Raw genomic sequence first — 24,690 nt, 5'->3', positions numbered from 1 at the left:
GAGCCGCCACAGCTCGGATCGAAAAGAATGGACCTTGTCCACAAAAACCGATACGATCGCGAGGTACCCGAGTCGCGCGCGTCCGTCGCCACCGGGGGACAGGAGAGAAGATGCGCGCGTCGTTGCGTCGCGGGATCGCCGTGTGTGCGGCCGTCCCGCTGCTGTGCCTGCTGGCCGTTCCCGCAGCTCAGGCGGAGGAGCCCGAGGGGTCCTCCGCAGAGGGGTCCACTTCGGAGAGCACGGGATCCCCGCTCGCCGATCGGCTCGTCGAGACTGTCGAAAGCGGTGTGACCGCTCCGGATCAGATCGCCGAGGCGCTCTCGCTGCCCGCCGACGGCGGCGGCAGCCTGACGATCGACACCACGGGGATGGTCACCGCGACGCTGTTCTTCGCTTCGGCACCGAGTGAGGCGCTGCTCGCTCAGGTGGCGGAGCTCGCCGAAGTGGACCAGGCCTTCTCGCCCGTCCCGGCTGCGACCATTCGGGTGCTCCCGGAGCGGATTCCCGATCTGCAGGCGCTCGACGGCGTCGCGAGTGTTACCCCAGCACTGGACCCGTTCACCGGCGCGGATCGCGCCGGTGTGCTCGACGCCGTGCGGCAGGCGCTGCCCGCGGCGCCGATCCCCGCAGTCGACCGCTGCGGCCCGATCCCGATCGAGGCCGATGCGCCGCTGCGTGCCGATACCGCGCGCGCCCAGTTGGGGGTCGACGGCACCGGCGTCACGATCGGCGTGATCTCCGACTCGTTCGCACACGTCACGTCACCGACGTCGTGGGCCGACGACGTCGCGTCCGGCGCGCTGCCTGGGGCGGGCAACCCGTGCGGATACACCACACCGGTGGAGGTGATCTCCGATGCGCGTCCGGGAGGCGATGAGGGCCGGGCGATGGCGCAGCTCGTGCACGGGATCGCGCCGGGGGCGAAGATCCTGTTCGCGGATGCCGGGAGCAACGACCTCGAGATGGCGCAGAACATCGAGCGCCTCGCGGAGGCGGGCGCCAGTATCATCGTGGACGACATCACCTGGCCCCAAGAAGCGTACTTCCAGCAGAGCTTCATCTCCGCCGCCATCGAGCATGTGAAGTCCGCCTACGGAGTGGCGTACTTCACGTCCGCCGGCAACTCGAACAGCGTTGCGCAGAGCGGACCGGCGGCAGGGCTGCCGCAGTCGTCGTGGCAGACGAACGCCTATCGGGCGATGGAGTGCCCGGTTTGGGTCGACCACGAGCCGGGCGCGGACTGCCTCGACTTCGACCCGGATCCCTCGGTCGACGCGGCCTACGACCTGCTGCAGATCGGGGCGTACGACGGCAGTCTCAGTCCGATCGCGTCGATCGCCGAGCCCCTGTTCGGAGTGACGACCGCCTACGAACTGCGCTTCTACGTCGAGGGCGCGGGAACGGCGACGCTGATTGCCAGCGTGCCCTCCTTCGGCGGGCCGTACCCCGGCCTCACCGGCTCGGTGCCGGTGACGGCGGAGTCGAGCGTCCGCATGGTGCTCGTCCGCACCGGGCACGATCCCGCAGAGGTCGTGCCGCCCGCGATCTTCCTGGGATTCATCCGCGGCGGCGATCTCATCGATGAACGTGCCTACGCGACGGCTCGCACCTCGGGTGACGCAGTCGACGCGGTCGGGGCGATGACCTTCGGTCACTCGGGCGACGGGTCCGGCCTCGGCACGGCCTCACTCGACTGGCAGGACCCGACGCTGCTGCGGGGCTACAGCTCGCTCGGCCCCAATACGCTCCTCTTCGAGCCGCTCGTGTTTCCCCTGACCGAAGCGGTGACCGTGCCGAAACCGAGGCTCGCCGACCCGGTGGTCGTCGATGCACCGCGTCTTGCCGCGGTGGACGGCACGCAGACGACCTTCTTCGGGGAGGACGAGGGTGCACCCGGTGCGCCGGAATACCGGTTCTTCGGGACCTCTGCCGCGGCGCCGAACGCGGCGGCCGTCGCGGCGCTCGGCAAGTCGTACGCGCCCGGAGTGTCCGGGGCAGACCTCACCTCGGCGATGCTCGGGTCCGCCCGGGGCACCTCAGCCGGTGGACCGGTGAACCCGTATGCCGGCGTCCCCGATGCCCGGGTGTTCGGTGCCGGGATTGTCGACGCGGTCGGCCTCATCGACGCACTGCCGGCACTGGCTCCTGCCCCGACCGATCTCGCGCTTGTCGCGGCCGACCCCACGTCGCTCCGCGCGACCTGGAGCGAGCCCGCGGCGCCGGATCGCACGCGGGTCGAGCTCTTCGCCGGCGAGGCGGCGGCAGGGGCCGCGGTGCAGAGCGCCGAGCTCGCCGCGGGCACCCTCGCCGTTGACTTCGCGGATCTCGCACCGAACGAGACCTACACGGTGCGAGTCTCCACGGTGAACGCCGTGGGATCCGCGAACCCGACCTCCGCGACCGCCATGACCACCCCGCTCGCGCCGGTCGGTCTCGCCGTGAACTCCGCGACCGCGGAGGCGCTCTCGGTCTCCTGGTCGGCCGGGGGTGCGCTCGATCACTACCGCGTCTCACTGCAACCGCGCGACGGTGCGGGATCCGACGCGGTCGATCTGCCGGCCGATGCGACGAGCCACACGTTCACGGGGCTCGCCGCGGCGCAGGAGTACACGCTGGTAGTGGAGGCCCTGAACGCGGCGGGTGCGGGCACCCCGGCCACGCTCGACGTGGCGACCGCGGCACGCCCGGGCCCGCCCGCACCGCCCGCGGAACCGGCGGACGGCCGGGGCGCGCTGTCGCAGACCGGCGGGGACTCGATGCTGCCCCTGATGCTCGGCGCTGCTGGCGTGCTGCTGCTCGGAGCGATCGTGATCACTGTCGCGCTCGTGCGCGCGCGGGCACGCCGCACCGAGGACGCCCCCGAGCAGGACGTGCAGGAGCCGCTCGAATAGTCCGCTAGACTGGTCGTGCCCCCCATGTGGCGGTATCTCGGCGAACTCCCCCAGGACGGAAACGGAGCAAGGGTAGTCGGGCTCTATCGGGTGCATGGGGGGTCTTTCGCGCCCGAAACTCCGAGGGCGCGCAGGAGCCGCGGGTAGTCTCGACCCATGACCTCTTCGCGCAGTGCCGCAGTCGTCGGCGCCGGGCCCAACGGGCTCGCCGCCGCGGTCACCCTCGCGCGAGCCGGTGTTCCCGTCACGGTGTACGAGGCCGCGGAGACGATCGGCGGGGGCACGCGGACCGCCGAGGTCGTCGAGCCCGGCGTGCTGCACGACGTCTGCTCCGCGATCCACCCCATGGCGCTGGCGAGCCCGTTCTTCCAGCAGTTCGACCTCACCAGGCGGGTCGACTTCGCGGTCCCCGAGGCGTCGTACGCGAGTCCGCTCGACGGCGGCTCGGCAGCCATCGCCTACCGGGATCTCGAGCGCACCGCCGCCGGGCTCGGTCGCGACGGCGCGGCCTACGCGCGGTTCTACCGACCGCTCCTGCGCAGGCTCGAGGGCGTCGTCGACTTCACCCTCGGCGGGTCGATGCTCCGGTGGCCCCGGGATCCGGTCGCCGCATTCGCCACGGCGCTGCGCACCCTCGAGCAGGGGTCGCCGCTCGATGCGCTGCGCTTCCGCGGCGACGCGGCTCCCGCGCTCATCACCGGGGTGGCCGCCCACAGCACCGGACGCCTGCCCGGGCTCGCGACGGCCGGCGTCGGCACGGTGCTCGGTGCCCTCGGGCACGCGGGAGGCTGGCCCGTGCCCATCGGCGGCTCGCGCGCGATCACGGACGCGCTCGCGGCCGACCTGCTGGTGCACGGCGGGCGGATCGAGACCGGCCGCGCGATCTCCGACGTCCGCGAACTCGGGCCCTCGACCGTGGTGCTCTTCGACACCTCGGCGCGCGGACTGCTGCACATCGCCCGGTCGCGATTGCCGCGGCGCTACCGGGGGCGGCTCGCCCGGTTCCGCTACGGGAGCGGCGCGGCGAAGGTCGACTTCGTGCTCGACGGTCCGATCCCGTGGCGGGATCCCCGGATCGCCGAGACGGCGACCGTGCACGTCGGCGGCACCCGTGCCGAGATGGTCGCGGCCGAGCGCATCGTCGCACGGGGCGGGTATCCGGAGCGGCCCTACGTGCTCCTCGCCCAGCCCACGGCCTGGGACCCGTGGCGCAACGCAGCGGGCACCCACGCGATCTGGAGCTACACGCACGTGCCGAGCGGTTCGTCCCGCGACGTCTCCGAGGCCGTCACCGCGCAGATCGAGCGATTCGCGCCGGGGTTCCGGGATCGGATCCGCGCGCTCCACGTCACGACCGCGGAGGACTACGCCGGCTACAACCGCAACTACCACGGCGGTGACTTCTCCGCCGGTGCGATCTCCTTCCGCCAGCTGTTCGTGCGTCCGGTCTTCGCGCGCGACCCCTGGCGCACCCCGGCCGAAGGGATCTACCTCTGCTCGTCCTCGGCGTCTCCCGGTCCCGGGGTGCACGGCCTGACGGGGTGGTACGCCGCGCGCTCGGCACTGCGGCACGAGTTCGGCCTCGCGGCTCCCGATCTCGGGCTCTGACGCCGTTTCCCGCCCCCCCCGCGTTCTCACCCCGGGCCCGGCGTGCCGGACACCCCCGTCAGTACACTGGTGGCGTGGCAGCTAGCATCTACCTGACCTCGGCCGAAGGCAGAACCGGGAAGAGCGCCGTGGCGCTCGGGGTGCTCGACGCCCTGCTCGCCGACGCTCCGCGCGTCGGGGTGTTCCGGCCGCTCATCCGCTCCGCGCACGCGCGCGATCGGGTGCTGGATCTCCTGCTCGCGCGCGCGACGGCGGACGTGCCCTACGCGGGCTGCGTCGGGGTCACCTACGAGGAGGCGCACGCCGATCCCGACGCGGCGATGACTCGGATCGTCGAGGCCTACCAGGCGCTGAAGTCGCGCTGCGACGCCGTGGTGGTCGTGGGCTCCGACTTCACCGACGTGGCCGTGCCGACGGAGCTGTCGTTCAACGCGAGCATCGCGGCGAACCTCGACGTACCGGTGCTGCTCGTCCTGAGCGGTCGCTCGGGCGACGGGGTCGAGCAGCTCGGGAAGCTCCCGGCGCGCTCGCCCGAGGAGATCGCGCAGCTCGCAGAGATCGGGGTGCAGGAGCTCACCCACAGCCACGCCACCGTGCTGGCGGCGCTCGTGAACCGTGCCGATCCCGAGCGTCTCCCCGACATCGAGCGCGCTGTCGCCGCGCGGCTCCCGGGCGGAGTGCCCGTGTGGGCGGTCCCGGAGGAGATGCTGCTCGTCGCGCCCCCGGTCTCGGCGCTCGTCGAGGCCGTCGAGGGGGTGGTCGTGCGCGGCAGCGATGAACTCCTCGCCCGCGAGGTGCGCGACATCGTCGTGGCGGGCATGTCCATGGAGCACGTGCTGCCGCGGCTGCTCGAGGGATCCGCGGTGGTCATCGCGGCGGATCGGGCCGAGACCCTGCTGGCCGTCACCGTCGCGCACGAGGCGCCGACCTTCCCCACGATCGCGGCGGTGGTGCTCAACGGCGACTTCCCGCTCAGCCCCGATGTGGAGCGGCTGCTCGACGGCATCGACTCGTCGCTCCCCATCGTGCGCACCTCCTGCGGCACCTTCGACACGGCGCGGCGCATCATGCAGACGCGCGGGCTGCTGACCGAGGAGTCGCCGGCCAAGTTCGACACCGCACTCGCGCTGTTCGCCGCGCACGTCGACACCTCCGTCTTGCGGGAGCGGCTCCGCCTGCACCGCGGCGGGATCCGGACCCCGGTGATGTTCGCGTACGAGCTCTTCGCGCGGGCACGTGCTGCGAACGCCCACATCGTGCTGCCCGAGGGCGGTGACGACCGGATCCTGCGCGCCGCGAGCACGCTCCTCGCCCGCGGCGTGGTGCGGCTCACGATTCTCGGCGACGAGGCGGAGGTGCGGCAGCGCGGGGGCGAACTCGGGCTCACCATCGATGCCGCCGAGATCATCGACCCCGCGACGTCACCGCTCCGCGAGGAGTTCGCCGCGGAGTACGCGCGGCTGCGCGCCCACAAGGGCGTCACGCTGGAGCACGCCCGCGACGTGATGGCCGACGGCAGTTACTTCGGAACGATGATGGTGCAGCTCGGGATCGCCGACGGCATGGTCTCCGGCGCCGCGAACACCACGGCGCACACGATCCGCCCGAGCCTGGAGTTCATCAAGACCCAGCCGGGCGTCTCCGTGGTGTCGAGCGTCTTCTTCATGGCGCTCGCCGATCGTGTGCTCGTCTACGGAGACTGCGCGGTGAACCCGGATCCCACGGCCGCGCAGCTCGCGGACATCGCGATCTCCTCGGCGGAGACGGCCGCGCAGTTCGGTGTCGAGCCCCGGATCGCCATGCTCTCCTACTCGACGGGGGAATCGGGATCGGGCGCCGACGTCGACAAGGTGCGCGAGGCGACCGCTCTGGCGCGCGCGGCGCGCCCCGACCTGCTGATCGAGGGGCCACTGCAGTACGACGCCGCGAGCGACCCGTCGACGGGCGCCTCGAAGCTTCCAGGCTCGGAGGTCGCCGGCCGCGCGACCGTGTTCATATTCCCCGACCTGAATACGGGCAACAACACCTACAAGGCGGTGCAGCGCTCCGCGGGCGCGGTGGCGGTGGGGCCCGTGCTGCAGGGGCTGAAGAAGCCGGTCAACGACCTCTCGCGCGGAGCGACCGTGGACGACATCCTCAACACCGTGGCGATCACGGCGGTGCAGGCGGGCGCGCAGCGGGGAGGCGAGTCGGTGCCGGGATCCGGGTCACCAGTGGCGGGGGAGGGCGCACAGTGAGCGCGATCCTCGTCGTGAACAGCGGCTCCTCGTCCATCAAGTACCAGCTCATCGACGCCGAATCGGAGGAGCGCCTCGCGTCGGGCCTCGTCGAGCGTATCGGCGAGCAGGTGGGGCGGATCGAGCACCACCAGGGCGAGGAGCGCATCGAGCTGGAGGTTCGCGTGCCGGATCACACCGCCGCCTTCGCGGCGGTGCTCGACGCCTTCGCGCAGGCGGGGACGGCGATCGCGGAGCTCGAGGTCGCTGCGGTCGGGCACCGCGTGGTGCAGGGCGGGAGCGAGTTCGTCGCCCCGACCCTGATCACCGATGCGGTCGCCGAGCGGATCCTCGCTCTGCGGGAGCTGGCGCCGCTGCACAACCCCGCCCACCACCAGGCGATCGTCGCGGCCCGCGCCGCGCTGCCCGATGTGCCGCACGTCGCCGTCTTCGACACCGCCTTCCACCAGAGCATGCCGCCCCATGCATACACCTACGCGATCGACACCCAGGTCGCGGCGCAGCACGGAGTGCGGCGGTACGGGTTCCACGGCATCTCCCACCTCGTGGTGTCGCGACGTGCGGCGGCGTTGCTCGAACGACCGGTGTCGACGCTCCGTCAGATCGTGCTGCACCTCGGCAACGGCGCCTCGGCGTGCGCCATCGACGGCGGACGTTCGATCGACACCTCGATGGGGCTGACGCCGCTCGAGGGGCTGGTCATGGGGACCCGCAGCGGCGACCTCGATCCCGGCGCGCTGCTGCATCTGCTGCGCTCTGGGATGGACGTGGACGAACTGGACCGGCTGCTGAATCAGCGCTCGGGCCTGCTTGGGCTCACCGGGTCGAACGATTTCCGCGATGTCCGAGCGGCCGCGGCGTCCGGAGACGCGGCGGCTCGCCTCGCGATCGAGGTCACCGTGCACGCGATCCGGCGCTATCTCGGCGCGTACCTCGTCGCGCTCGGTGGCGCCGACACTATCGTCTTCACCGCGGGAGTCGGCGAGAACGCGGCGGACCTCCGCGCGGCCGTATGCGCGGATCTGGAGTGGTTCGGGGTGCGCCTCGATCCGGCTCGCAACGAGGCGAGGATCCGAGAGGCGCGACGGATCAGCACCGACGACTCGCGCGTCGCGGTGCTCGTGGTGCCGACGGACGAGGAGGCCGAGATCGCGCGCCAGACCTGGGAGTTGATCACGGCGTAGTCCACAACCCCGCAGAACTCCGGTGAATGTCGGAGGCCCCCGGTAGCATGGGTCCGTGGTTGCCGCACTGTATCGCCGTTATCGGCCAGAAGCCTTCGCCGAGATGATCGGCCAGTCCCAGGTGACGGAGCCGCTGATGACGGCGCTCCGCACGGGCCGGATCGGCCACGCCTACCTGTTCAGCGGGCCGCGCGGCTGCGGCAAGACCACGTCCGCGCGCATCCTGGCGCGCTGCCTGAACTGCGCGGAGGGCCCCACCGACACCCCCTGCGGCACCTGCCCGAGCTGCGTCGAGCTCAGCCGCGACGGCGGCGGCTCACTCGACGTCGTCGAGATCGACGCGGCCAGCCACGGCGGCGTCGACGACGCGCGCGATCTCCGCGAGCGCGCGGTGTTCGCCCCCGCACGCGACCGGTTCAAGATCTTCATCATCGACGAGGCGCACATGGTGACGCCCGGCGGGTTCAACGCACTGCTGAAGATCGTGGAGGAGCCGCCGCCGCACGTGAAGTTCATCTTCGCCACGACGGAGCCCGACAAGGTGATCGGCACGATTCGATCGCGCACGCACCACTACCCGTTCCGGCTGATCGCACCCGGCACACTGATCGACTACGTGCAGGCGCTCTGCGACAGCGAGAGCGTGCAGGTCGAGCCGGGTGTGCTCCCGCTCGTCGTGCGCTCGGGCGGCGGGTCGGTGCGTGACACGCTGTCGATCCTCGACCAGCTGATCGCGGGGTCCGTAGGCAGCCTCGTCACCGCCGAGCGCGCCGCGGGACTCCTGGGATTCACGCACGCCGAGCTGCTCGACGACGTGGTGGTCGCGCTCGGCGCCCACGATGCGGCGGGAGCGTTCCGCGCCACGGATCGGGTCGTGCAGACCGGACAGGATCCGCGGCGGTTCGTCGAGGACCTGCTGGAGCGTCTCCGCGACCTGATCGTGGTCAGCGCCACGACCGTCGACGGGGCCGCCGCGGTCTTCCGCGGGGTGCCGCAGGATCAGCTCACCCGCATGTTCGCCCAGTCGCAGTCGTTCGCGCGCGGCGAGCTGTCGCGGATCGCCGACACGGTGAGTGCCGGCCTCGACAAGATGGCGGGCGCCACGGCCCCGCGTCTGCAGCTCGAACTCATGATTGCGAGGGCACTGGTCGCGTCGGAGGAGCACGCTTCGCGTGTTCCCGCGACCAGTGGGGGCGCCGCTGGGCACGTCGCTCAGGAGCAGAACGCATCGGGTTCTGCCGCGACCAGTGCGGGCGCCGCTGCGCCGACCGCAGGCGCACCCCGGCCCCCCGCTCGTCCTGCCCAGGCACCCGCTGCTGCACCCGAGCGCCCGGCGCACGATCCACTGGCGGCACTCGCGGCGGCACGCAGTGCGGTGACCGACCCGGAGCCGGCCGCTTCGCCGAGCGCGCCGCAGCAGGGCACTCCGAACGCGGGCACTCCGCAACCGAGCGCTCCGAACGCGGCCCAGACCGCGGCGTCGATCCGCGAATTCCTGCGCGACGAGCCGGCGGCAACGGGGTCCGAGCCCACGGCCGCCGCACCTGCGTCCGACCCCGGCTCCGCACAGCGATCCGCCCCTGCGCCGGGCTCGGGCGCGGCACCGCATCCGAACGAGGGCGCGGCCGGGTTCGGCCGACCCATCTCAGACATCCTGAGCTCGTCGCAGATCGCCAGCATCGGCACGGAGTCGGCGGCGTCCGCGACTCCGGCACCCGCAGCGCCGGCCCCCGCAGACGCGGCCTCCGCAGCGTCGCCCGCAGCGTCGCCGTCCCCGGCTCCCGCTGCTCCGAACTCCGACGGCCCGGGCGCCGCTGCGCCGAGTGCGGGTTCCCCGGATCCGCGCGAGCAGGGCGCCCCGGGCTCTCCGGAGCAGTCCGACGCTTCCGGCTCCGAAGAACCGGCGGCCGAGTCCGGCCTCGAGGACCTCCTCGAGCTCTGGCCCGACCTGCTCGAGGAGATCCTCGAGCGCGATCGGGAGGCATGGAACGCGGTGCGGCCGATCACCCCGATGGGGCTCGACGGCGATGTGCTCACGATCGGCCTCGCCTCGCAGTCCGACCTCGCGGCATTCAAGGCCGCGGGCGCCGGGCCGCTGCGGGAGACGATCCTCTCCGCGGTCGGCATCAGCGTGAAGTACGTGCCGAAGCGCTTGCCCGAGGCCGGCTCGGACGGGCCGCCCCAGGCTGGGGCGCGAGAAGCGCAGCCCGGTGCCGCCGACGCAGAGGAGCCCCATCCAGCGGGTTCATCCTCGCACGACGACCCCGTCCAGCGCGCAGCCGCCCGGCTGAGCGCACTCGGCCCGGCGCTCGCGGCTCCCGCCTGGGCGGATCCACCGCCGGCCCCGCCGGAGGGCGTCGCGGCGGAGGCTGGAGCGGCGGAGGACACTGCTGCGTCGGAGGATGCTGCTGACCCGGAGGCCGCCCCGGAATCTCCGCACTCCTCGTCGGCACCCGAGTCAGGTGATGAGCCGGAGCCCGCGTTGCAGTCCGCGTCGCAGCCCGCACCGGTGTCCGCGCAGCAAGCCGCGGGCCCCGAATCCGGGACCTCGAACGATGCTGTGCCGAACGACGCGGCGTCGAACGGCAACGATCCGGCTGACGAAGCCCCTGGCCCGCTCGAGACGACCCGACCCGACCCGAGCGTCGGGGACTACGTCGAGCCTGCCGACGACCCGTACGGTGAAGGCGATCCCTATGCCGGGGGAGACCCGTACGACAGCGGAGCCTCGGTGACTCCTGCATCAGCTCGGATGTCGGCACCAGCGCCAGCGCCAGCGTCTGTACCGACGTCTTCGCCTGAGATCGCACCGGCACGCGGACCGGCTCCGGCGCACGTACCAGCGCCCGAGCCCGCTTCCGCTTCTGAGCCCGCTCCTGCGGCCCCCTCCGCATCCCGGCTCGCCCGCGACGGCGATGCAGCGGAACGCGACACTCCCTCACCCCGCATTGCGCCCGCCTTCACCCGGTACGGGGAGGCGGTCGTGCGCGAGGTCCTGGGCGCACGATTCATCGAGGAGCGCCCGCTCCCCCCTCGGCTGGAAGGCTAGCCCATGTACGACGGCATCATCCAAGATCTCATCGACGAGTTCGGTCGCCTGCCCGGGATCGGCCCGAAGTCGGCGCAGCGCATCGCCTTCCACATCCTGCAGACGCAGAACTTCGATGTCACCCGCCTGGCCGAGCTGCTCACGGACGTGCGCGAGCGCGTGCGGTTCTGCGAGGTCTGCGGCAACATCACGGAGCAGGAGCGGTGCGCGATCTGCCGCGATCCGCGGCGCGACGACACCCTCATCTGCGTCGTCGAAGAACCGAAGGACGTGGTCGCCATCGAGCGGACCAGGCAGTTCCGCGGGCTCTACCACGTGCTCGGCGGCGCCATCAGTCCCATCGACGGCATCGGACCCGACGACCTCAGCATCCCGCAGCTCATGCAGCGCCTCGCGTCCGGAGAGGTGCAGGAAGTGATCCTCGCCACCGACCCGAACCTCGAGGGGGAGGCCACCGCCGCCTACCTGTCGCGGCTCCTCACGAGCATCGAGGTGCCGGTCTCGCGGCTCGCGTCCGGGCTTCCCGTCGGCGGAGACCTCGAATTCGCCGACGAGGTCACCCTCGGCCGGGCCTTCGAAGGTCGTCGCCAGGTCTAGCGGGTCTCCCCGGGCTCGCTCCGGACATCGGTGCGGCCCGCGGTCGCTCCGGACATCGGTGCGGCCCTGCGCCATTCACGGCGGAGATCTCACGAATGCAGGATCGAACCGCGGGATCGGCTCCTGCATGTGTGAGATCTCCACCGGGAGTGTCGACCACCGGAGCGGCGAGCGTCGCACACTCCCTGACCGACGCCGTCACACGCATGCGCGTTCCGATAGACTGGCCCTTGGCATAAAACTGAGGAGGAACCCGCGTGGCGTTGATCGTGCAGAAATTCGGGGGTTCATCAGTCGCCGACGCGGAGAGCGTCAAGCGCGTCGCGAAGCGGATCGTCGAGACCCGTCGTGCCGGAAACGACGTGGTCGTCGCCGTCAGCGCCATGGGCGACACCACCGACGAACTCCTCGACCTCGCAGCCGAGTGCACGCCGATCCCGGCGCCGCGCGAGCTCGACATGCTCCTCACCGCGGGCGAGCGCATCTCCATGGCGCTCCTCGCCATGACCATCAAGGGCATGGGGATCGAGGCGCTCTCCTTCACCGGCAGCCAGGCCGGCATGATCACGACCGCCGAGCACGGCTCCGCGAAGATCGTCGACGTCACGCCGGGCCGGGTCCGCGAGGCACTTGATCAGGGCGCGATCGCCATCGTCGCCGGGTTCCAGGGCTTCAGTCGGGATTCCCGCGACATCACGACGCTCGGTCGCGGCGGATCCGACACCACGGCTGTCGCCCTCGCCGCAGCCCTCGGGGCCGACGTCTGCGAGATCTACACCGACGTCGACGGCATCTTCACGACCGACCCGCGCATCGTGCCGCTCGCCCGCAAGATCGACTCGATCACGGCCGAGGAGATGCTCGAGCTCGCGGCGTCCGGGGCCAAGGTGCTGCACCTGCGCGCCGTCGAGTACGCCCGCCGCCACGGAGTGGTGCTGCACGTCCGTTCCTCGTTCTCGAACGAGCAGGGCACGATCGTCTACGACCCCGCCAAGGGGCATCCGAAGGGAGAACAGGTGGAAGAGCCAGTCATCACGGGTATCGCCGCGGAGAAGAGCGAGGCGAAGATCACCGTCGGCGGCGTGCCGGACGTTCCCGGCAAGGCCGCCGAGATCTTCGAGATCGTCGCGAAGACGCACGCGAACATCGACATGATCGTGCAGAACGTCTCGGCCGCGAACACCAACCGCACCGACATCTCGTTCACCGTGCCGCTCGGCGAGGGCCGACGCGTGATCGAGGCGCTCGAGGCCGAACGCGAGTCGCTCGAGTTCGAGAGCCTGCAGTACGACGACCAGATCGCCAAGGTCGCCGTCGTCGGCGCCGGCATGCGCACGAGCACCGGGGTATCGGCGAAGCTCTTCCGCACGCTCTTCGAGGCCGACATCAACATCGAGATGATCTCGACCTCCGAGATCCGGATCTCCGTCGTCACCCGCGCGGACCTCATGGACAAGGCCGTGCGCGTGCTGCACACCGCATTCGGCCTCGACGCCGACACCGAAGCAACGATCTACGCCGGCACCGGCCGATAGGGAACACACATGACTGAACAGCAGGGACTCTCCGTCGCCGTCGTCGGCGCCACCGGTCAGGTCGGCGCCGTGATGCGCCGCCTCCTCGACGAGCGCGACTTCCCGATCTCGACGCTGCGCCTCTTCTCGAGCGCACGCTCGGCGGGCACGACCATCGACTTCCGCGGACAGGCGATCGTCGTCGAAGACGTCGAGACCGCCGATCCCGCGGGCATCGATATCGCGCTCTTCTCCGCGGGTGGAGCGGCCTCGAAGGCCTACGCCGAGAAGTTCGCCGGTGCGGGCGCGATCGTCATCGACAACTCCAGCGCGTGGCGCCTCGATCCCGAGGTGCCCCTCGTCGTGAGCGAGGTCAACCCGCACGCGATCGACGAGGCCGTCAAGGGCATCATCGCGAACCCCAACTGCACCACGATGGCCGCCATGCCCGCGATGAAGGTGCTCGACACCGAGGCGGGTCTCGAGCGGCTCGTCGTCACCACCTTCCAGGCGGTGTCGGGATCCGGTCTCGTCGGTGCCACGGAGCTCGCCGGGCAGGCGATCGCGGCCGTGGAGAGCGGCGACCTGGAGCGGCTCGTCCACGATGGCTCCGCGATCGACTTCCCCGCACCGCAGGTCTACACGAAGACCATCGCGTTCGACGTGCTGCCGCTCGCCGGATCCATCGTCGACGACGGCCAGGGCGAGACCGACGAGGAGAAGAAGCTCCGCAACGAGAGCCGCAAGATCCTCGAGCTGCCGGAGCTGCGGGTCGCAGGCACCTGCGTGCGCGTCCCGGTCTTCACCGGCCACTCGCTGTCGATCAACGCCGAGTTCGCACGCCCCATCAGCGCCGACCGCGCGCGCGAGGTGCTCGCAGACGCGCCTGGCGTCCAGCTGAGCGACGTTCCGACGCCGCTCGAGGCCGCTGGCCAGGATCCGAGTTTCGTCGGCCGCATCCGCGAGGACCAGTCCGCGCCCGAGGGCCGCGGGCTCGTGCTGTTCATCTCGAACGACAACCTCCGCAAGGGTGCCGCGCTGAACGCCGTGCAGATCGCGGAGCTCGTTGCGGCACGCAAGCTCGTCGCCGCCTAGCGCCCAGCACGATCGACGTGAGGCCCGGGATCCCGAACGGATCCCGGGCCTCACGTGCGTTCAGGACCCGTCACGGGACCTGTGCGGCCTGCCGGGCGCCTCAGGACTGTGCGGACTCGAGGGTCAGGAGCGACGCCTCGGGGCGGCAGCAGAAGCGCACGGGTGCGTAGATCGAATTGCCGAGGCCCGCGCTCACGTTCAAGAACGCCGCCCGGTGCGCGTCGTACCAGACGCTCAGACCGCGAGCCTGCGACGTGGGGAGATCGCAGTTGGAGGTGAGCGCCCCGACGCCCGGAACGCGCACCTGGCCACCGTGCGTGTGTCCCGCGAGCAGGAGGTCGGTTCCCTCGCTCAGCAGGGCGCCGAGCGGCTCCTGGTACGGGGCGTGCACCACACCGATGCGCAGGGGTGCGGGTGCGCCCCCCGTCGATCCGTCGCCGGCAGCGCCGGTCGAATCCGAGGGCAGCGCGGCCAGCGCCTCCCGCATCGCGTCCGCATCGTCGTAGCGGATGTGCGGATCGTTGAGCCCGAGCAGTTCCAGCTTCGTGCCGCGCACGGTGAGCGCGATCGCGGAGTTGTTGAGGTCGATGGCGCCGAGCTGCTCGAGGCCGCGGGTGAGTGCGACATTGTCGATGTCCGGCTCGCGCGTGCTGGACCGGCTCGGCTCGAGCACGTACTTCACCGGGTTCTTCCAGATCGGTCCGTAGTAGTCGTTCGAACCGTGCACGAACACGGCCGGGGTCTCGGACAGGAGCGGCTGCAGCGCCTGCAAGAGCGCGTGGCGCGCCTGCAGGTGTCCCATGAGATCCCCGGTCAGCACCACCAGGTCCGGCCGGAGATCGGCGAGCGAACGCACCCAGTTGATCTTGTTCGTCTGCCAGGGCGCGAGGTGCAGGTCTGAGAGCTGCAGAACGCGGATCGGCGCGGCATCGGCGGGCAGGACCGGCAGCGTGTGCCGGCGGACCGTGAAGAGCCGCCGCTCGATCAACGTGGACCAGACCGCGACGCCCGCTGCGGCCGCCCCGAGGGCGACCGCAGCGCGGCGTGAGGAGTTCCCCATCGGCGCGATCAGTCCTTGCTGCAATCGAGGGAGAGCGTGATCTGACTGCTCACCCGAGCCTCGGCCCCGCTCGCCGGATTGACCGACACCACGGTGTGCTTCTTCGGGTCGGGTTTGTCGCCCGTCGCGCACGTGAAGTCGACAGCGGAGAATCCGGCACCGTTCAACGTGGCCTTCGCTTCGTTTCCGGTGGCTCCGACGAGACCGTCGGGAACCGCTGCGGCTTCGCCGTTGCTGCGGTAGATGGTGATGCCGGATCCGAGGCCGGCCTGAGACCCGCCCGCAGGGTCGGTGCTCGCGACGCGACCCTTGGCCACGGACGAGTCGACCTCGCCGCCGTCGGTGACGGCGAACCCGAGTCCGGTGAGCGCCGCGGACGCCTCTTCGAACGACTGGCCCTTCACATCGGGCACGTCGACCATGGTCATCTGGACGGCCGCCGCAGACGGCTCGGGGAAGGCCGTTCCGCCGTACTTCTGATCCGCCACGTTCATCATGGCCGGCCAGATCCGGGTGTCCGCGCTCTGAATGCCGCCGAAGCCCATGGTGGACACGCGGCCCCACGAGCCGTCCCACAGCTGGATCGGACCGGCGTTGCCGACCCAGGTCGCCGTGGACACGGTGGAGCTGGCGCCGACGGTCCAGTTGTCGACGACGTCATCGGTGGTACCGGTCTTCGCGAGGTGCGGTACTCCGTACGGGGATCGTGCGTGCGTCGCGAGACCGCTGTTCACGGTGTACTCGAGCGCGTACGCCACACCGGCGGCGACCTCCGGTGCGATGCCCTGCGAACAGGAGCTCTTCGTGAACGGGACCGGCTCGTCGTTCGTGTCGAGGATCGAGTCGATCGGGACCGGCGTGCACACCGTGCCGTCGCCGGCGAACGCAGCGTAGGCGGCCGACATGGTGATCGGTGCGATCTCGTCGATGCCGCCGTAGACGTTCGACGGCACCATCGACAGGTCGGTCGTGCCGTACGTCGGGAGATCCTGGTTCGTCTGCGGGGACGCGCGGTGGATGCCGAGCTTCTTTGCCGTGTCGAAGGTCTCGCAGAGGTCCATCTTTTGCTGCATCGACACGAGGCCACCATTGACCGACTGCGCGATCGCCGTCAGTACGGACTGGTTGCCCTTCGTGCCGAGGTTGTCGTTCGAGAACGTGAAGTTGCCGAAGCCGTAGACGCCGTCGGCCATGCAGCCCGCGCGGAAGGTGTTCTCCTGCACGTTGCGTCCGTTGACGTTGACGATGTCGCGGACGGAGTGGCCCGTGCGGATCCACTCCGCGAGCGTGATGGGCTTGAACGTCGAGCCGACCTGGAAGCCGTTCGAGCCGCCGTACTCGTAGTCCGTGTTGTAGTTGATGGTGGTGTAGCCCGGGTTCGACGCGAGGAAATCCTCCGCGTTGTTGAACGGCCGGTTCTGCACCATCGCCAGCACTCGACCGGTGCCGACCTGGGTGCTCACACTCGCGGCGCCGATGTCGATGCCGTCCATGAGCGCGGGCACGTTCTCCTGCATCGACAGGATGCCGGCTGCCTGCATGTCGAGGTCGATCGTCGTGAAGATCTTGTAGCCGCCGCGGCTGAACTTGAACTCGCGCTCGGCCGGCGTCTCACCGAAGTTCGGATCCTGTTTGATGTAGCGGAGCACGTAGTCGCAGAAGTGGCCGAGGCCGAGATTCTGCTCGGCGATGTTGCAGCCGGCGACCCGGGGGGTGATGACGGGCTCGATCGGCGTGGCGACGGCCTCGTCGAACTGCGCCTGGGTGATCTTGCCGTGCGTCAGCATGCTGTTCAGGATCTTGTCGCGGCGCTCCTGGTTCGCCGGGATGTTCTCCGGCACGTCGACCTGGAGCTTGCCGGGGTTGTTCACCGTCGCGATGAGGCTCGCGGCCTCCGCGAGCGTCAGATCCTTGGCGGACTTACCCCAGTAGTACTGCGCGGCGGATTCGATGCCGTAGATCTGGCGACCGAAGAGCGCGATGTTCAGGTACCCGAGCAGGATCTCGTCCTTCGAGAAGCGCTTCTCGATGCTGATCGCGTACTTCATCTCCTTGAGCTTGCGATCGATGTCCTGTCGCATCGCGTTCTCGTACGCGACCTTGCGCTCCTCCTCATCGGGGATCGCCATGGCCTCCTGCACGAGCACGTTGCGGACGTACTGCATCGTCACGGTCGAGGCGCCCGAGAATCCGGTGCCGGCCGCGTTCTGCAGTGCCGCACGGCCCGTTGCGAGCACGTCCACACCACCGTGGGTGTAGAAGCGCGGATCCTCCTCCGCGACCGTGGCGTCCTTCGCGAACTGGGAGATGTCGTCCCAGCCGACCATCTCACGGTCCTGGTCGTAGAACGTCGCGACCTCGTACACCGTCGAGTCCGCGGCCGTCGCGTAGATCGTCGACGGCTCGGCCAGCTGGCCCGGGTCGAGGTGATCCGGGAGGTTCTCGAAGATATCGACCGCGGAGTTCGCCGCGACGCCGCTCAGCGCGACGACCGGGGTGACTGCGGCGGTGATGAGCACACCGGCCACGGCGCACATGGCCACGGCTCCGACGATGCCACCGAGGGCTCCACCTGCGCTGCGCGGCTTCACCGTGCGAACGCGCGAAGACTTGGATGTCTGTGGGGTCATAGGATCTAGGGTAAGCGAATGTTGCTGACAATTCAGCATGGCGGCCCCCGGACACGCTCCGGTCGGCGCTGCCGGTTCGTCGCTACGCCATCAACCCGAGGGAGATCCGCACGTGAGTGAATCCACCGAAGTCCCGCGCTGGGAGTACTTCGTGACCCCGCTGCTGCTGCACAACGAGGCTCAGATCCTGAACAACTGGGGTGCGCAGGGATGGGAACTCGTGCAGATCATCGAGGGACCGGCCGGCGGCAATGTCGCATATCTGAAGAGGAAGGCTTGACCATGTCCGTCATCGAAGATCGTCTGCGGGAGCTCGGCTACGAGATCCCCGAGGTGGCCGCCGCGGTCGCCGCCTACGTCCCGGCGCTGCGCGACGGCAACTACGTCTACACGGCGGGGCAGCTCCCCTTCGTCGATGGCGCGCTCCCGTCGACCGGCAAGGTCGGTGAGGGCGAGGGGCTCGTGTCGCCCGAATACGCTCAGGAGCTCGCGATGCTGTGCGCGCTCAACGGGCTCGCGGCCGCGCGGGGTGTGCTCGGCTCGCTCGACAAGATCACGCAGGTCGTCAAGGTGACGGCGTTCATCGCCTCCGATCCGTCGTTCACCGGCCAGCCCGCGGTCGCGAACGGTGCGTCGGTATTCCTCGGCCGGGTGTTCGGGGATCTCGGCATCCACGTGCGGTCCGCGGTCGGCGTCACGGTGCTGCCGCTCGACGCTCCGGTCGAGGTCGAGTTCGTGTTCAAGGTCGAGGACTAACCACGTCCCAACGCTGAAGGGCGGGTCAGGATCCTGGGATCCCGACCCGCCCTTCAGCGTTGCACGGCTGTCTCGCGACGGGCGCTACAGGCCCTTCTCGCTGCGGACACGGTCCGAGATGGTCTGCATGACCGAGGTGTCGGCGAGGGTCGTGGTGTCGCCGATCTCGCGGCCCTCGGCGGCGTCCTTCAGGAGGCGGCGCATGATCTTGCCCGAGCGGGTCTTGGGGAGCTCGGTGACGACGAAGACCTGGCGGGGGCGCGCGATGGCCCCGATCTGGGCGGCGACGTGCTTCTTGAGTTCCTGCTCGGCCTCCTCAGGAGTGAGGAGCTGCTGCTGCGACTTCAGGATCACGAACGCCACGACGGCCTGGCCGGTGGTCTCGTCGTCAGCGCCGACGACCGCGGACTCGGCGACGGCGTGGTGCTCGACGAGGGCGGACTCGATCTCGGCGGTCGAGAGGCGGTGCCCGGAGACGTTCATGACGTCGTCGACTCGGCCGAGGAGCCAGATGTCGCCGTCGTCGTCGACACGCGCTCCGTCGCCCGCGAAGTACTGGTCGCCGAATTTCGACCAGTAGGTGTCGACGAAGCGATCCGGATCTCCCCAGATCCCGCGCACCATGCTCGGCCACGGCCGCCGCACCGTGAGGAGGCCGCCCTGGCCGCGATCCACGCGCTCGCCGGCGTCGTTCACGATGCTCACGTCGATCCCGGGCTGCGGCACCTGCGCGCTGCCGGGCTTCAGGCTCGTGAGGCCCGGCAGCGGGGAGATCATGATCGCCCCGGTCTCGGTCTGCCACCAGGTATCGACGATCGGGGCGGTGCCGGCGCCGATGACTTCGCGGTACCAGCGCCACGCCTCGGGATTGATCGGCTCGCCGACGCTGCCGAGCACCCGAATGCTCGAGAGGTCGTACTGCTCGGGCACCTGGCGACCGACCTTCATGCACGCCCGGATCGCGGTCGGTGCGGTGTAGAAGATCGAGACGCCGTACTTCTGGATGATGCTCCACCAGCGGCCCCAGTCCGGGGTCTCCGGGGTGCCCTCGTAGATGACCTGCGTGGCGCCGTTGGCGAGCGGTCCGTACACGACGTAGCTGTGGCCGGTGATCCAGCCGACGTCGGCGGTGCACCAGTAGACATCCGTCTCGGGCTTCAGGTCGAACACGTCGCGGTGCGTGGCGCTCACCTGCGTCAGGTACCCGCCCGAGGTGTGCAGGATCCCCTTGGGCTTTCCCGTGGTGCCGGAGGTGTAGAGGATGAACAGCGGGTTCTCAGCGGGGAACCCGCGCGCCTCGTGCTGATCGTCGTACGCCGTGATCTCCTCGTGCCACCACAGGTCGCGGCCCGACTGCATCTCGACGCCCTGGTCGGTGCGCTGCACCACGAGTACGTTCTGCACCGTGCTGCCGCCGCCGTGGAGGGCGAGGGCGTCGTCGACGGTGGGCTTCAGTGCCGACACGCGGCCCTTGCGGTAGCCGCCGTCGGCCGTGATGACGAGCTCGGCTTCGGCGTCGTCGATCCGGGCGCGCAGGCTCTCCGCGCTGAACCCGCCGAACACGACCGAGTGCGCCGCCCCGAGCCGCACGACTGCGAGCATCGCGATCACGGCCTCCGGAATCATCGGCATGTAGATCGCGACCCGATCCCCGGCCGTCACCCCGAGACTCGTCAGCATGTTCGCGGCTCGCTTCACCTCGTGCGTGAGCTCCGCGTACGTCAGTGACCGGGTGTCGCCCGGCTCGCCCTCGAAGTGGATCGCGACCCGGTCCCCGAGCCCCGCGGCGACGTGCCGATCGAGGCAGTTGGCGGCGACGTTCAACTCACCGTCGGCGAACCACTTCGCGAACGGCGGGTTCGACCAGTCGAGCACCTCGGTGAACGGCTTCGTCCAGCGCAGGTCCCGCGCCCGCTCCGCCCAGTACGCTTCCGGATCCTGCGCCGCACGCCAGTACACCGACGAATCCTGCAGATTCGCCGCAGCCCGGAACTCCGGTGTCGGGGGGAACGTTTCAGCCGCTTCGCCCTGGTGCAGGGGGTGACTCTCAATCGTGCCGTGCTGCTCAGTCATGGACGTCATTATCCGATCAGTCGAGGGGTGTGCGCGTCGGCCTCGCGCCGCTGCTGCAGGGGCAGGATCACGGGGCTTCCGCCTTTCTGTCAGCGTATAGCGTCGCCGTGATCCCCGTCCACACGACGTGCGCCTCGTCGCAGAGTCTGCGGTTCTCCACAGTTCGCCGATCCTCTCTCCGGTGCGACGAGCCTCTGATTGGCTCGGTTTCATGATCGACTCCTCCCGCCTCCGGGCTCCGCCCCGTCGCCGCGCGATGCTGCCCGCGTTTCTCGATCCCGATGATCGAGCGCCCGATGATCGTGAGGCCGAAGTCCGGGCACCCGATGACCGTGAAGAGTCGCCTCCGACCCGGACCGCCGCGCTCAGCATCGCCGCTCGCCGCGCCTTCGGAGGCCTCCTCCCGCTGCTCGACGACCCGGAACTCCGGGACCTGCTCGTGCAGGTGCGGGGCGGCGTCGCACGACTGTGGGTCGACCGCGGCGGTGCACTCCGTGCCGTACCCGGGTGGGAGGCGGCCCCGGAGGCGCTCCGGCGGATGGCGACGGAGCTGATCGCCGCCGGCGGCCGGCACCTCGACGAGCTGCACCCCTGCGCGGATGTGCGATTGGGGAGCGGGATCCGCGTCCACGCCGTGCTGCCGCCGGTGGCGGTCGAGGGGGCGGCGGTGTCCGTGCGGGTGCCACGATCCGCCCCGACGGACTTCGCGACGCTCGTGCGCGGCGGGCTCTGCGGTGCCGCGGTCGCGGATCGCTTGCGGCTCCTCGTGGCGACTCGCCGGAACCTGCTGATCACCGGCGGAACGGGCAGCGGGAAAACGACCCTCCTCGCGGCCCTCCTCGACCTGGTGAGCCCCGAGGAGCGCATTGTGACCATCGAGGATGTGGCGGAGCTCCGTCTCAGTCATCCGCACACGGTGGCGTTGGAGGCCCGCGTGGCGAGCGCCGAGGGCGTGGGCGCCGTGTCCCTCGACCGTCTGCTGCGCGAGGCACTGCGTATGCGCCCGGATCGCATTGTGCTCGGCGAGTGCCGAGGCCCGGAGATCGTGACCCTCATGTCGGCACTCAACACCGGCCACGACGGCGGGGCCGGCACCCTCCACGCCAGCCGGCTGGAGGACGTACCCGCGAGACTCGAAGCGCTGGGGTCCCTCGCCGGGCTCGATCGCACCGCGCTGGCCCGGCAGGCAGTGTCGGCGCTGCATGTGGTCGTGCACCTGGTCGCAGGGCCGGGAGGTTACCGAGTGTCGTCGCTCGGGAGTCTGCGCCTGGCCTCAACCGGCGCACTGGCGATCGATCGACTGCGTCTCTGATGCGGACACGGATCCGGCGATGGCTGCGCGCGCTCCCGATATGGCGCGTGGCGTCACCCGGGTCGGAGGACACTGCTGCCGTACTCTCTCGGTGCGCGGCGATGCTCCGAGGGGGTGTTCCGCCCGCGGCGGTGTTCGGCCCGGGCTTGGCGGTCGACGGTATCGGCGAACAGGTCGCCGCCGGTGCGCCGATCGCCGAGGCGATCGCCGGGGCCGCGCGACCGGAGTGGCGGTTCGTAGCGGCCGCATGGTCGCTCGCGGAGGAGACGGGCGCACCATTGGCCTCGGCGCTCGACCGGATCGCCGCCGCGCTGCGGGCCCGGACTGCCGTGCAGGAGCGGCAGAGTGTGCTGCTGGCGGGGCCGCGCGCGACGGTCCGGCTCGTGCTCGGGCTGCCGCTGCTCGTGCTCGGACTCGGCTGGCTGCTCGGGTTCGATCCGACCCCGGTCCTGCTCAGCCCGCTCGGCGCGGTGCTGCTGACGGCGGGCGGCTCGCTCCTCGCGGCCGGGGCGGTGTGGGCGCGTTGGTTGCTTCGCAGCGCGGTCGGGGAGGACCGCGTCGTCGGCGGCGCCTACGACCTGCTCTGGATCGCGCTCGGGTCCGGGCGCCGGCCGGACGAGGCCGTTCGCGGCGTCGTCTGCGCCGTGGATCGCTTCGAGGTGCGCTGGGTTCCCTTCGACGACTTCCTCCGGGACGCGGACATCCAGGTAACGCTCCGCCGCGTCGAGCGCCTGGGCGTCGCGGTGCGCCCCGCGCTGCTCGAGGCGGCGCGTGCGGAGCGCACGCGAAGCCTGGCGGAGCTGGAGCGGTCTGCCGAGCGACTCGGTGTGCGGGTTCTCGGACCGCTCGGGGCGTGCGTGCTGCCGTCTTTCATGGTGACGGGTGTGGTGCCGGTGGTCATCAGCATGCTCGGCGGGGGAGCCACGTGACGACCTTCGCTCACACCGCTCCGCGTGAGCGGTCCCGCACGCAGACCATCCACACTTCACTGTTCCGGCGTCGAGGGATGGCCCCATCAGCCAGCATGGTTCCACCGGCAGCAGCCGGGTCCGTGCGTGAAGAAAGGAGATCAGATGAACACGGGTCGAACCCAGGTCGGAGGTCGGCGCACCGGGATGCAGAGAATGCTGCCGGAACTGCGGCAGGCTGGCCATGTCCTCCTCCGCGGCGCGCGGAGCGTGCGGCGGGTTGTGCAAGATGAACGCGGTGCCGTGACGGCGGAGTATGCGATCATCATCATGGCTGCCGTCGCGTTCGCCGGGGTGCTCGTGGCGATCGTTCGGTCGGAGCAGATCCGCGAGATGCTCGTCACGCTCGTCGAAAACGCGCTGGGGAGCGGCGGGTAGTCGTGGAGCCCTCGCGATGGCTGCCGGTGCGGCGCTGGTCCGAGGTGTTCACCAGCGACCGCGGCACGGTCACTGCTGAGTTCGCAGTGGTGCTTCCGGCCGTGCTCATCGTGCTCGGGGTTGTGATCAGCGGGATCATGCTCGCCGCGCACCGACTGACCCTGGTGTCGCTGAGCGGGGAGATCGCCCGCCTGGAAGCGCGGGCCGACGAGGGGGCATCCGCGCAGCTCCTCGAGCGGGTCGGATCGGACATCGACGTCGCACGCGAGGCCCTGGGTCCGCTGCACTGCGTCACGCTCACGTCGCACCCCGCACGCGGCATCCTCTCGGGTGTCGGCGTCTCCGCCCGGAGCTGCGCGGTTCGAACCGGAGGCGCCGAGTGACCGCGCAGTGCCGGCGAACCGGTTGGGGTGCACGGTGAGCGGCGTACCTCTCGTTGCGTGCGCGGCGGTAGCGATCTGCCTCGGGGTACCCGTCATCGCCGCGGCGCAGCACCTGGAGGCCCGACATCGCGCCGGAGCGGTGGCCGATGCCGCGGCGCTCGCCGCAGCCGACGCGGTCGGCGGGTGGAACGACCTGGATCCCTGCGATGCAGCCGCAGCGGTCGCCGCGTCCATGCGCGCGCAGATTCTGGAATGCTCGGTGAATGCCCTCGCCGTGGACGCGCGCATCACGGCGAGCGTGGGCGCCCCGATGGTCTCGGCTCGCGCGACCGCTCACGCAGCGGGAATGCCGGCACGGTCGGCGGGCACTGCGGCGCCGGTCGACGCACACGGCTGGGCCTGGCCGTCCGAGGTGCGCCGCGTCTCACAGGGGTTTCATGACGGCTTCGCGATCGATCTCGCGTCGTCCGACGGCGGTGCGCTGTTCGCGCCCTTTGCCGGCGTGGTCGTGGCGGTCGGACCTGACGGCGGCGGGATCCCACCCGTGTGCCAGCTCCAAGCGTCCTGGTGGCACGGGCCGAACACCACCGTGGTGATCCGGCACGAGCTCCCGGGAGCGATCGTCTTCAGTTCGCACAACCACGTCGCTCCCGACTCGCCGTCGCGCCTCGGCATCACCGTGGGCACCCCGGTCGTCGCGGGGCAGCAGGTCGCCTCGTCGGGAATGAGCGGGTGCACCTCGGGCCCCCACACGCACTTCACGCTGGCGACGCATCCCGGGAACGCGCACCCGGACCTGGACCCGTTCGAGTACATCGGGCCGCCGTGAGAGAGCAGGCGCCGGATCCTGGCGTGGAGGAGCGAGTGACTTTTACATGTCAGACTGTGTATCGTGACGGTGCGGACCGCGGTGCGGCAAGGCACCTCAGGATCCGTGGCCGCAGGAGCCGGAGAG

18 protein-coding genes and 1 other RNA gene are annotated in these 24,690 nt (G+C 70.5%); 16 read left to right on the top strand and 3 right to left on the bottom strand.

Going from position 1 to position 24,690, the window contains the following annotated elements:
* The first annotated feature begins 110 nt into the window (after positions 1–110).
* The 9 genes from MUN76_RS07035 to MUN76_RS06995 all read left to right on the top strand — a co-directional run bounded on the left by MUN76_RS07035 (position 111) and on the right by MUN76_RS06995 (position 14,175).
* Positions 111–2,891, top strand: coding sequence for a fibronectin type III domain-containing protein (locus MUN76_RS07035; RefSeq protein ID WP_244688369.1), 2,781 nt, complete (start codon positions 111–113; stop codon positions 2,889–2,891).
* Between the two features lie 16 nt (positions 2,892–2,907).
* Positions 2,908–2,998, top strand: an RNA gene (gene ffs / locus MUN76_RS07030) — signal recognition particle sRNA small type.
* Positions 2,999–3,047: 49 nt separating this feature from the next.
* Positions 3,048–4,499: a phytoene desaturase family protein gene (locus MUN76_RS07025; protein WP_244688368.1), complete on the top strand. Its 1,452-nt coding sequence runs from the start codon at positions 3,048–3,050 to the stop codon at positions 4,497–4,499.
* A gap of 74 nt (positions 4,500–4,573) precedes the next feature.
* Entirely contained in the window at positions 4,574–6,736 is a 2,163-nt protein-coding gene (pta, locus tag MUN76_RS07020; RefSeq protein WP_244688367.1) for a phosphate acetyltransferase, read from the top strand.
* Positions 6,733–7,920: an acetate/propionate family kinase gene (locus MUN76_RS07015; protein WP_244688366.1), complete on the top strand. Its 1,188-nt coding sequence runs from the start codon at positions 6,733–6,735 to the stop codon at positions 7,918–7,920. The genes pta and MUN76_RS07015 overlap by 4 nt, the downstream gene beginning before the upstream one ends.
* 55 nt (positions 7,921–7,975) lie before the next feature.
* Positions 7,976–10,969, top strand: coding sequence for a DNA polymerase III subunit gamma and tau (locus MUN76_RS15535; RefSeq protein ID WP_283248144.1), 2,994 nt, complete (start codon positions 7,976–7,978; stop codon positions 10,967–10,969).
* A 3-nt stretch (positions 10,970–10,972) separates the two neighbouring features.
* Positions 10,973–11,566, top strand: a complete 594-nt coding sequence (gene recR, locus MUN76_RS07005) for a recombination mediator RecR (RefSeq protein WP_244688365.1) — start codon at positions 10,973–10,975, stop codon at positions 11,564–11,566.
* 257 nt (positions 11,567–11,823) lie between these two features.
* Positions 11,824–13,101, top strand: coding sequence for an aspartate kinase (locus MUN76_RS07000; protein WP_244688364.1), 1,278 nt, complete (start codon positions 11,824–11,826; stop codon positions 13,099–13,101).
* 9 nt (positions 13,102–13,110) lie between these two features.
* Positions 13,111–14,175: an aspartate-semialdehyde dehydrogenase gene (locus tag MUN76_RS06995; RefSeq protein ID WP_244688363.1), complete on the top strand. Its 1,065-nt coding sequence runs from the start codon at positions 13,111–13,113 to the stop codon at positions 14,173–14,175.
* Positions 14,176–14,275: 100 nt separating this feature from the next.
* On the opposite strand, the gene MUN76_RS06990 is transcribed toward MUN76_RS06995, so the two are convergent.
* Both MUN76_RS06990 and MUN76_RS06985 read right to left on the bottom strand, forming a co-directional pair.
* Positions 14,276–15,235 carry a metallophosphoesterase gene (locus tag MUN76_RS06990; RefSeq protein ID WP_244688362.1) on the bottom strand — a complete coding sequence of 320 codons (960 nt, stop codon included), beginning with the start codon at positions 15,233–15,235 and terminating at the stop codon, positions 14,276–14,278.
* An 8-nt stretch (positions 15,236–15,243) separates the two neighbouring features.
* Positions 15,244–17,865: a transglycosylase domain-containing protein gene (locus MUN76_RS06985; protein ID WP_244688361.1), complete on the bottom strand. Its 2,622-nt coding sequence runs from the start codon at positions 17,863–17,865 to the stop codon at positions 15,244–15,246.
* A 112-nt stretch (positions 17,866–17,977) separates the two neighbouring features.
* Here MUN76_RS06985 and sp36 point away from each other — a divergent pair, with 112 nt between their 5' ends.
* Complete coding sequence (sp36, locus tag MUN76_RS06980) at positions 17,978–18,145, top strand: Sp36 family protein (protein ID WP_244688360.1); 168 nt, start codon at positions 17,978–17,980, stop codon at positions 18,143–18,145.
* A gap of 2 nt (positions 18,146–18,147) precedes the next feature.
* Positions 18,148–18,621, top strand: a complete 474-nt coding sequence (locus MUN76_RS06975) for a RidA family protein (RefSeq protein WP_244688359.1) — start codon at positions 18,148–18,150, stop codon at positions 18,619–18,621.
* An 84-nt stretch (positions 18,622–18,705) separates the two neighbouring features.
* Here MUN76_RS06975 and acs read toward each other — a convergent pair whose 3' ends face one another.
* A complete protein-coding gene (acs, locus tag MUN76_RS06970) occupies positions 18,706–20,694 on the bottom strand; it encodes an acetate--CoA ligase (RefSeq protein WP_244688358.1) in 1,989 nt (662 codons plus the stop codon).
* Between the two features lie 211 nt (positions 20,695–20,905).
* Between acs and MUN76_RS06965 the strand changes: the two genes are divergently transcribed.
* The 5 genes from MUN76_RS06965 to MUN76_RS06945 all read left to right on the top strand — a co-directional run bounded on the left by MUN76_RS06965 (position 20,906) and on the right by MUN76_RS06945 (position 24,564).
* Positions 20,906–22,006, top strand: a complete 1,101-nt coding sequence (locus MUN76_RS06965; protein ID WP_244688357.1) for an ATPase, T2SS/T4P/T4SS family — start codon at positions 20,906–20,908, stop codon at positions 22,004–22,006.
* A gap of 101 nt (positions 22,007–22,107) precedes the next feature.
* Positions 22,108–22,935 carry a type II secretion system F family protein gene (locus MUN76_RS06960; RefSeq protein WP_244688356.1) on the top strand — a complete coding sequence of 276 codons (828 nt, stop codon included), beginning with the start codon at positions 22,108–22,110 and terminating at the stop codon, positions 22,933–22,935.
* 144 nt (positions 22,936–23,079) lie between these two features.
* Positions 23,080–23,352 (top strand): DUF4244 domain-containing protein, encoded by a 273-nt coding sequence (locus MUN76_RS15505; protein WP_346730410.1) that lies wholly within the window; start codon positions 23,080–23,082, stop codon positions 23,350–23,352.
* Positions 23,353–23,354: 2 nt separating this feature from the next.
* Positions 23,355–23,735 carry a pilus assembly protein gene (locus MUN76_RS06950; protein WP_244688354.1) on the top strand — a complete coding sequence of 127 codons (381 nt, stop codon included), beginning with the start codon at positions 23,355–23,357 and terminating at the stop codon, positions 23,733–23,735.
* 34 nt (positions 23,736–23,769) lie between these two features.
* A complete protein-coding gene (locus tag MUN76_RS06945; RefSeq protein ID WP_244688353.1) occupies positions 23,770–24,564 on the top strand; it encodes a M23 family metallopeptidase in 795 nt (264 codons plus the stop codon).
* Positions 24,565–24,690 lie beyond the last annotated feature (126 nt).

The sequence above is a fragment of the Leucobacter rhizosphaerae genome (genome assembly GCF_022919175.1).
In the GTDB taxonomy this organism is placed as follows: Bacteria; Actinomycetota; Actinomycetes; order Actinomycetales; family Microbacteriaceae; genus Leucobacter; species Leucobacter rhizosphaerae.
The sequence above is the reverse complement of the archived record's forward strand: the minus strand, read 5'-3'. Positions and strand labels throughout refer to the sequence as shown.

Coding starts and splice junctions, on each gene's coding strand:
- MUN76_RS07035 (WP_244688369.1), top strand. CDS start 111: ATGCGCGCGTCGTTGCGTCGCGGGATCGCCGTGTGTGCGGCCGTCCCG.
- MUN76_RS07025 (WP_244688368.1), top strand. CDS start 3,048: ATGACCTCTTCGCGCAGTGCCGCAGTCGTCGGCGCCGGGCCCAACGGG.
- recR (WP_244688365.1), top strand. CDS start 10,973: ATGTACGACGGCATCATCCAAGATCTCATCGACGAGTTCGGTCGCCTG.
- MUN76_RS06995 (WP_244688363.1), top strand. CDS start 13,111: ATGACTGAACAGCAGGGACTCTCCGTCGCCGTCGTCGGCGCCACCGGT.
- MUN76_RS06990 (WP_244688362.1), bottom strand. CDS start 15,235: ATGGGGAACTCCTCACGCCGCGCTGCGGTCGCCCTCGGGGCGGCCGCA.
- MUN76_RS06985 (WP_244688361.1), bottom strand. CDS start 17,865: ATGACCCCACAGACATCCAAGTCTTCGCGCGTTCGCACGGTGAAGCCG.
- MUN76_RS06975 (WP_244688359.1), top strand. CDS start 18,148: ATGTCCGTCATCGAAGATCGTCTGCGGGAGCTCGGCTACGAGATCCCC.
- acs (WP_244688358.1), bottom strand. CDS start 20,694: ATGACTGAGCAGCACGGCACGATTGAGAGTCACCCCCTGCACCAGGGC.
- MUN76_RS06965 (WP_244688357.1), top strand. CDS start 20,906: ATGATCGACTCCTCCCGCCTCCGGGCTCCGCCCCGTCGCCGCGCGATG.
- MUN76_RS06960 (WP_244688356.1), top strand. CDS start 22,108: ATGCTCCGAGGGGGTGTTCCGCCCGCGGCGGTGTTCGGCCCGGGCTTG.
- MUN76_RS15505 (WP_346730410.1), top strand. CDS start 23,080: ATGAACACGGGTCGAACCCAGGTCGGAGGTCGGCGCACCGGGATGCAG.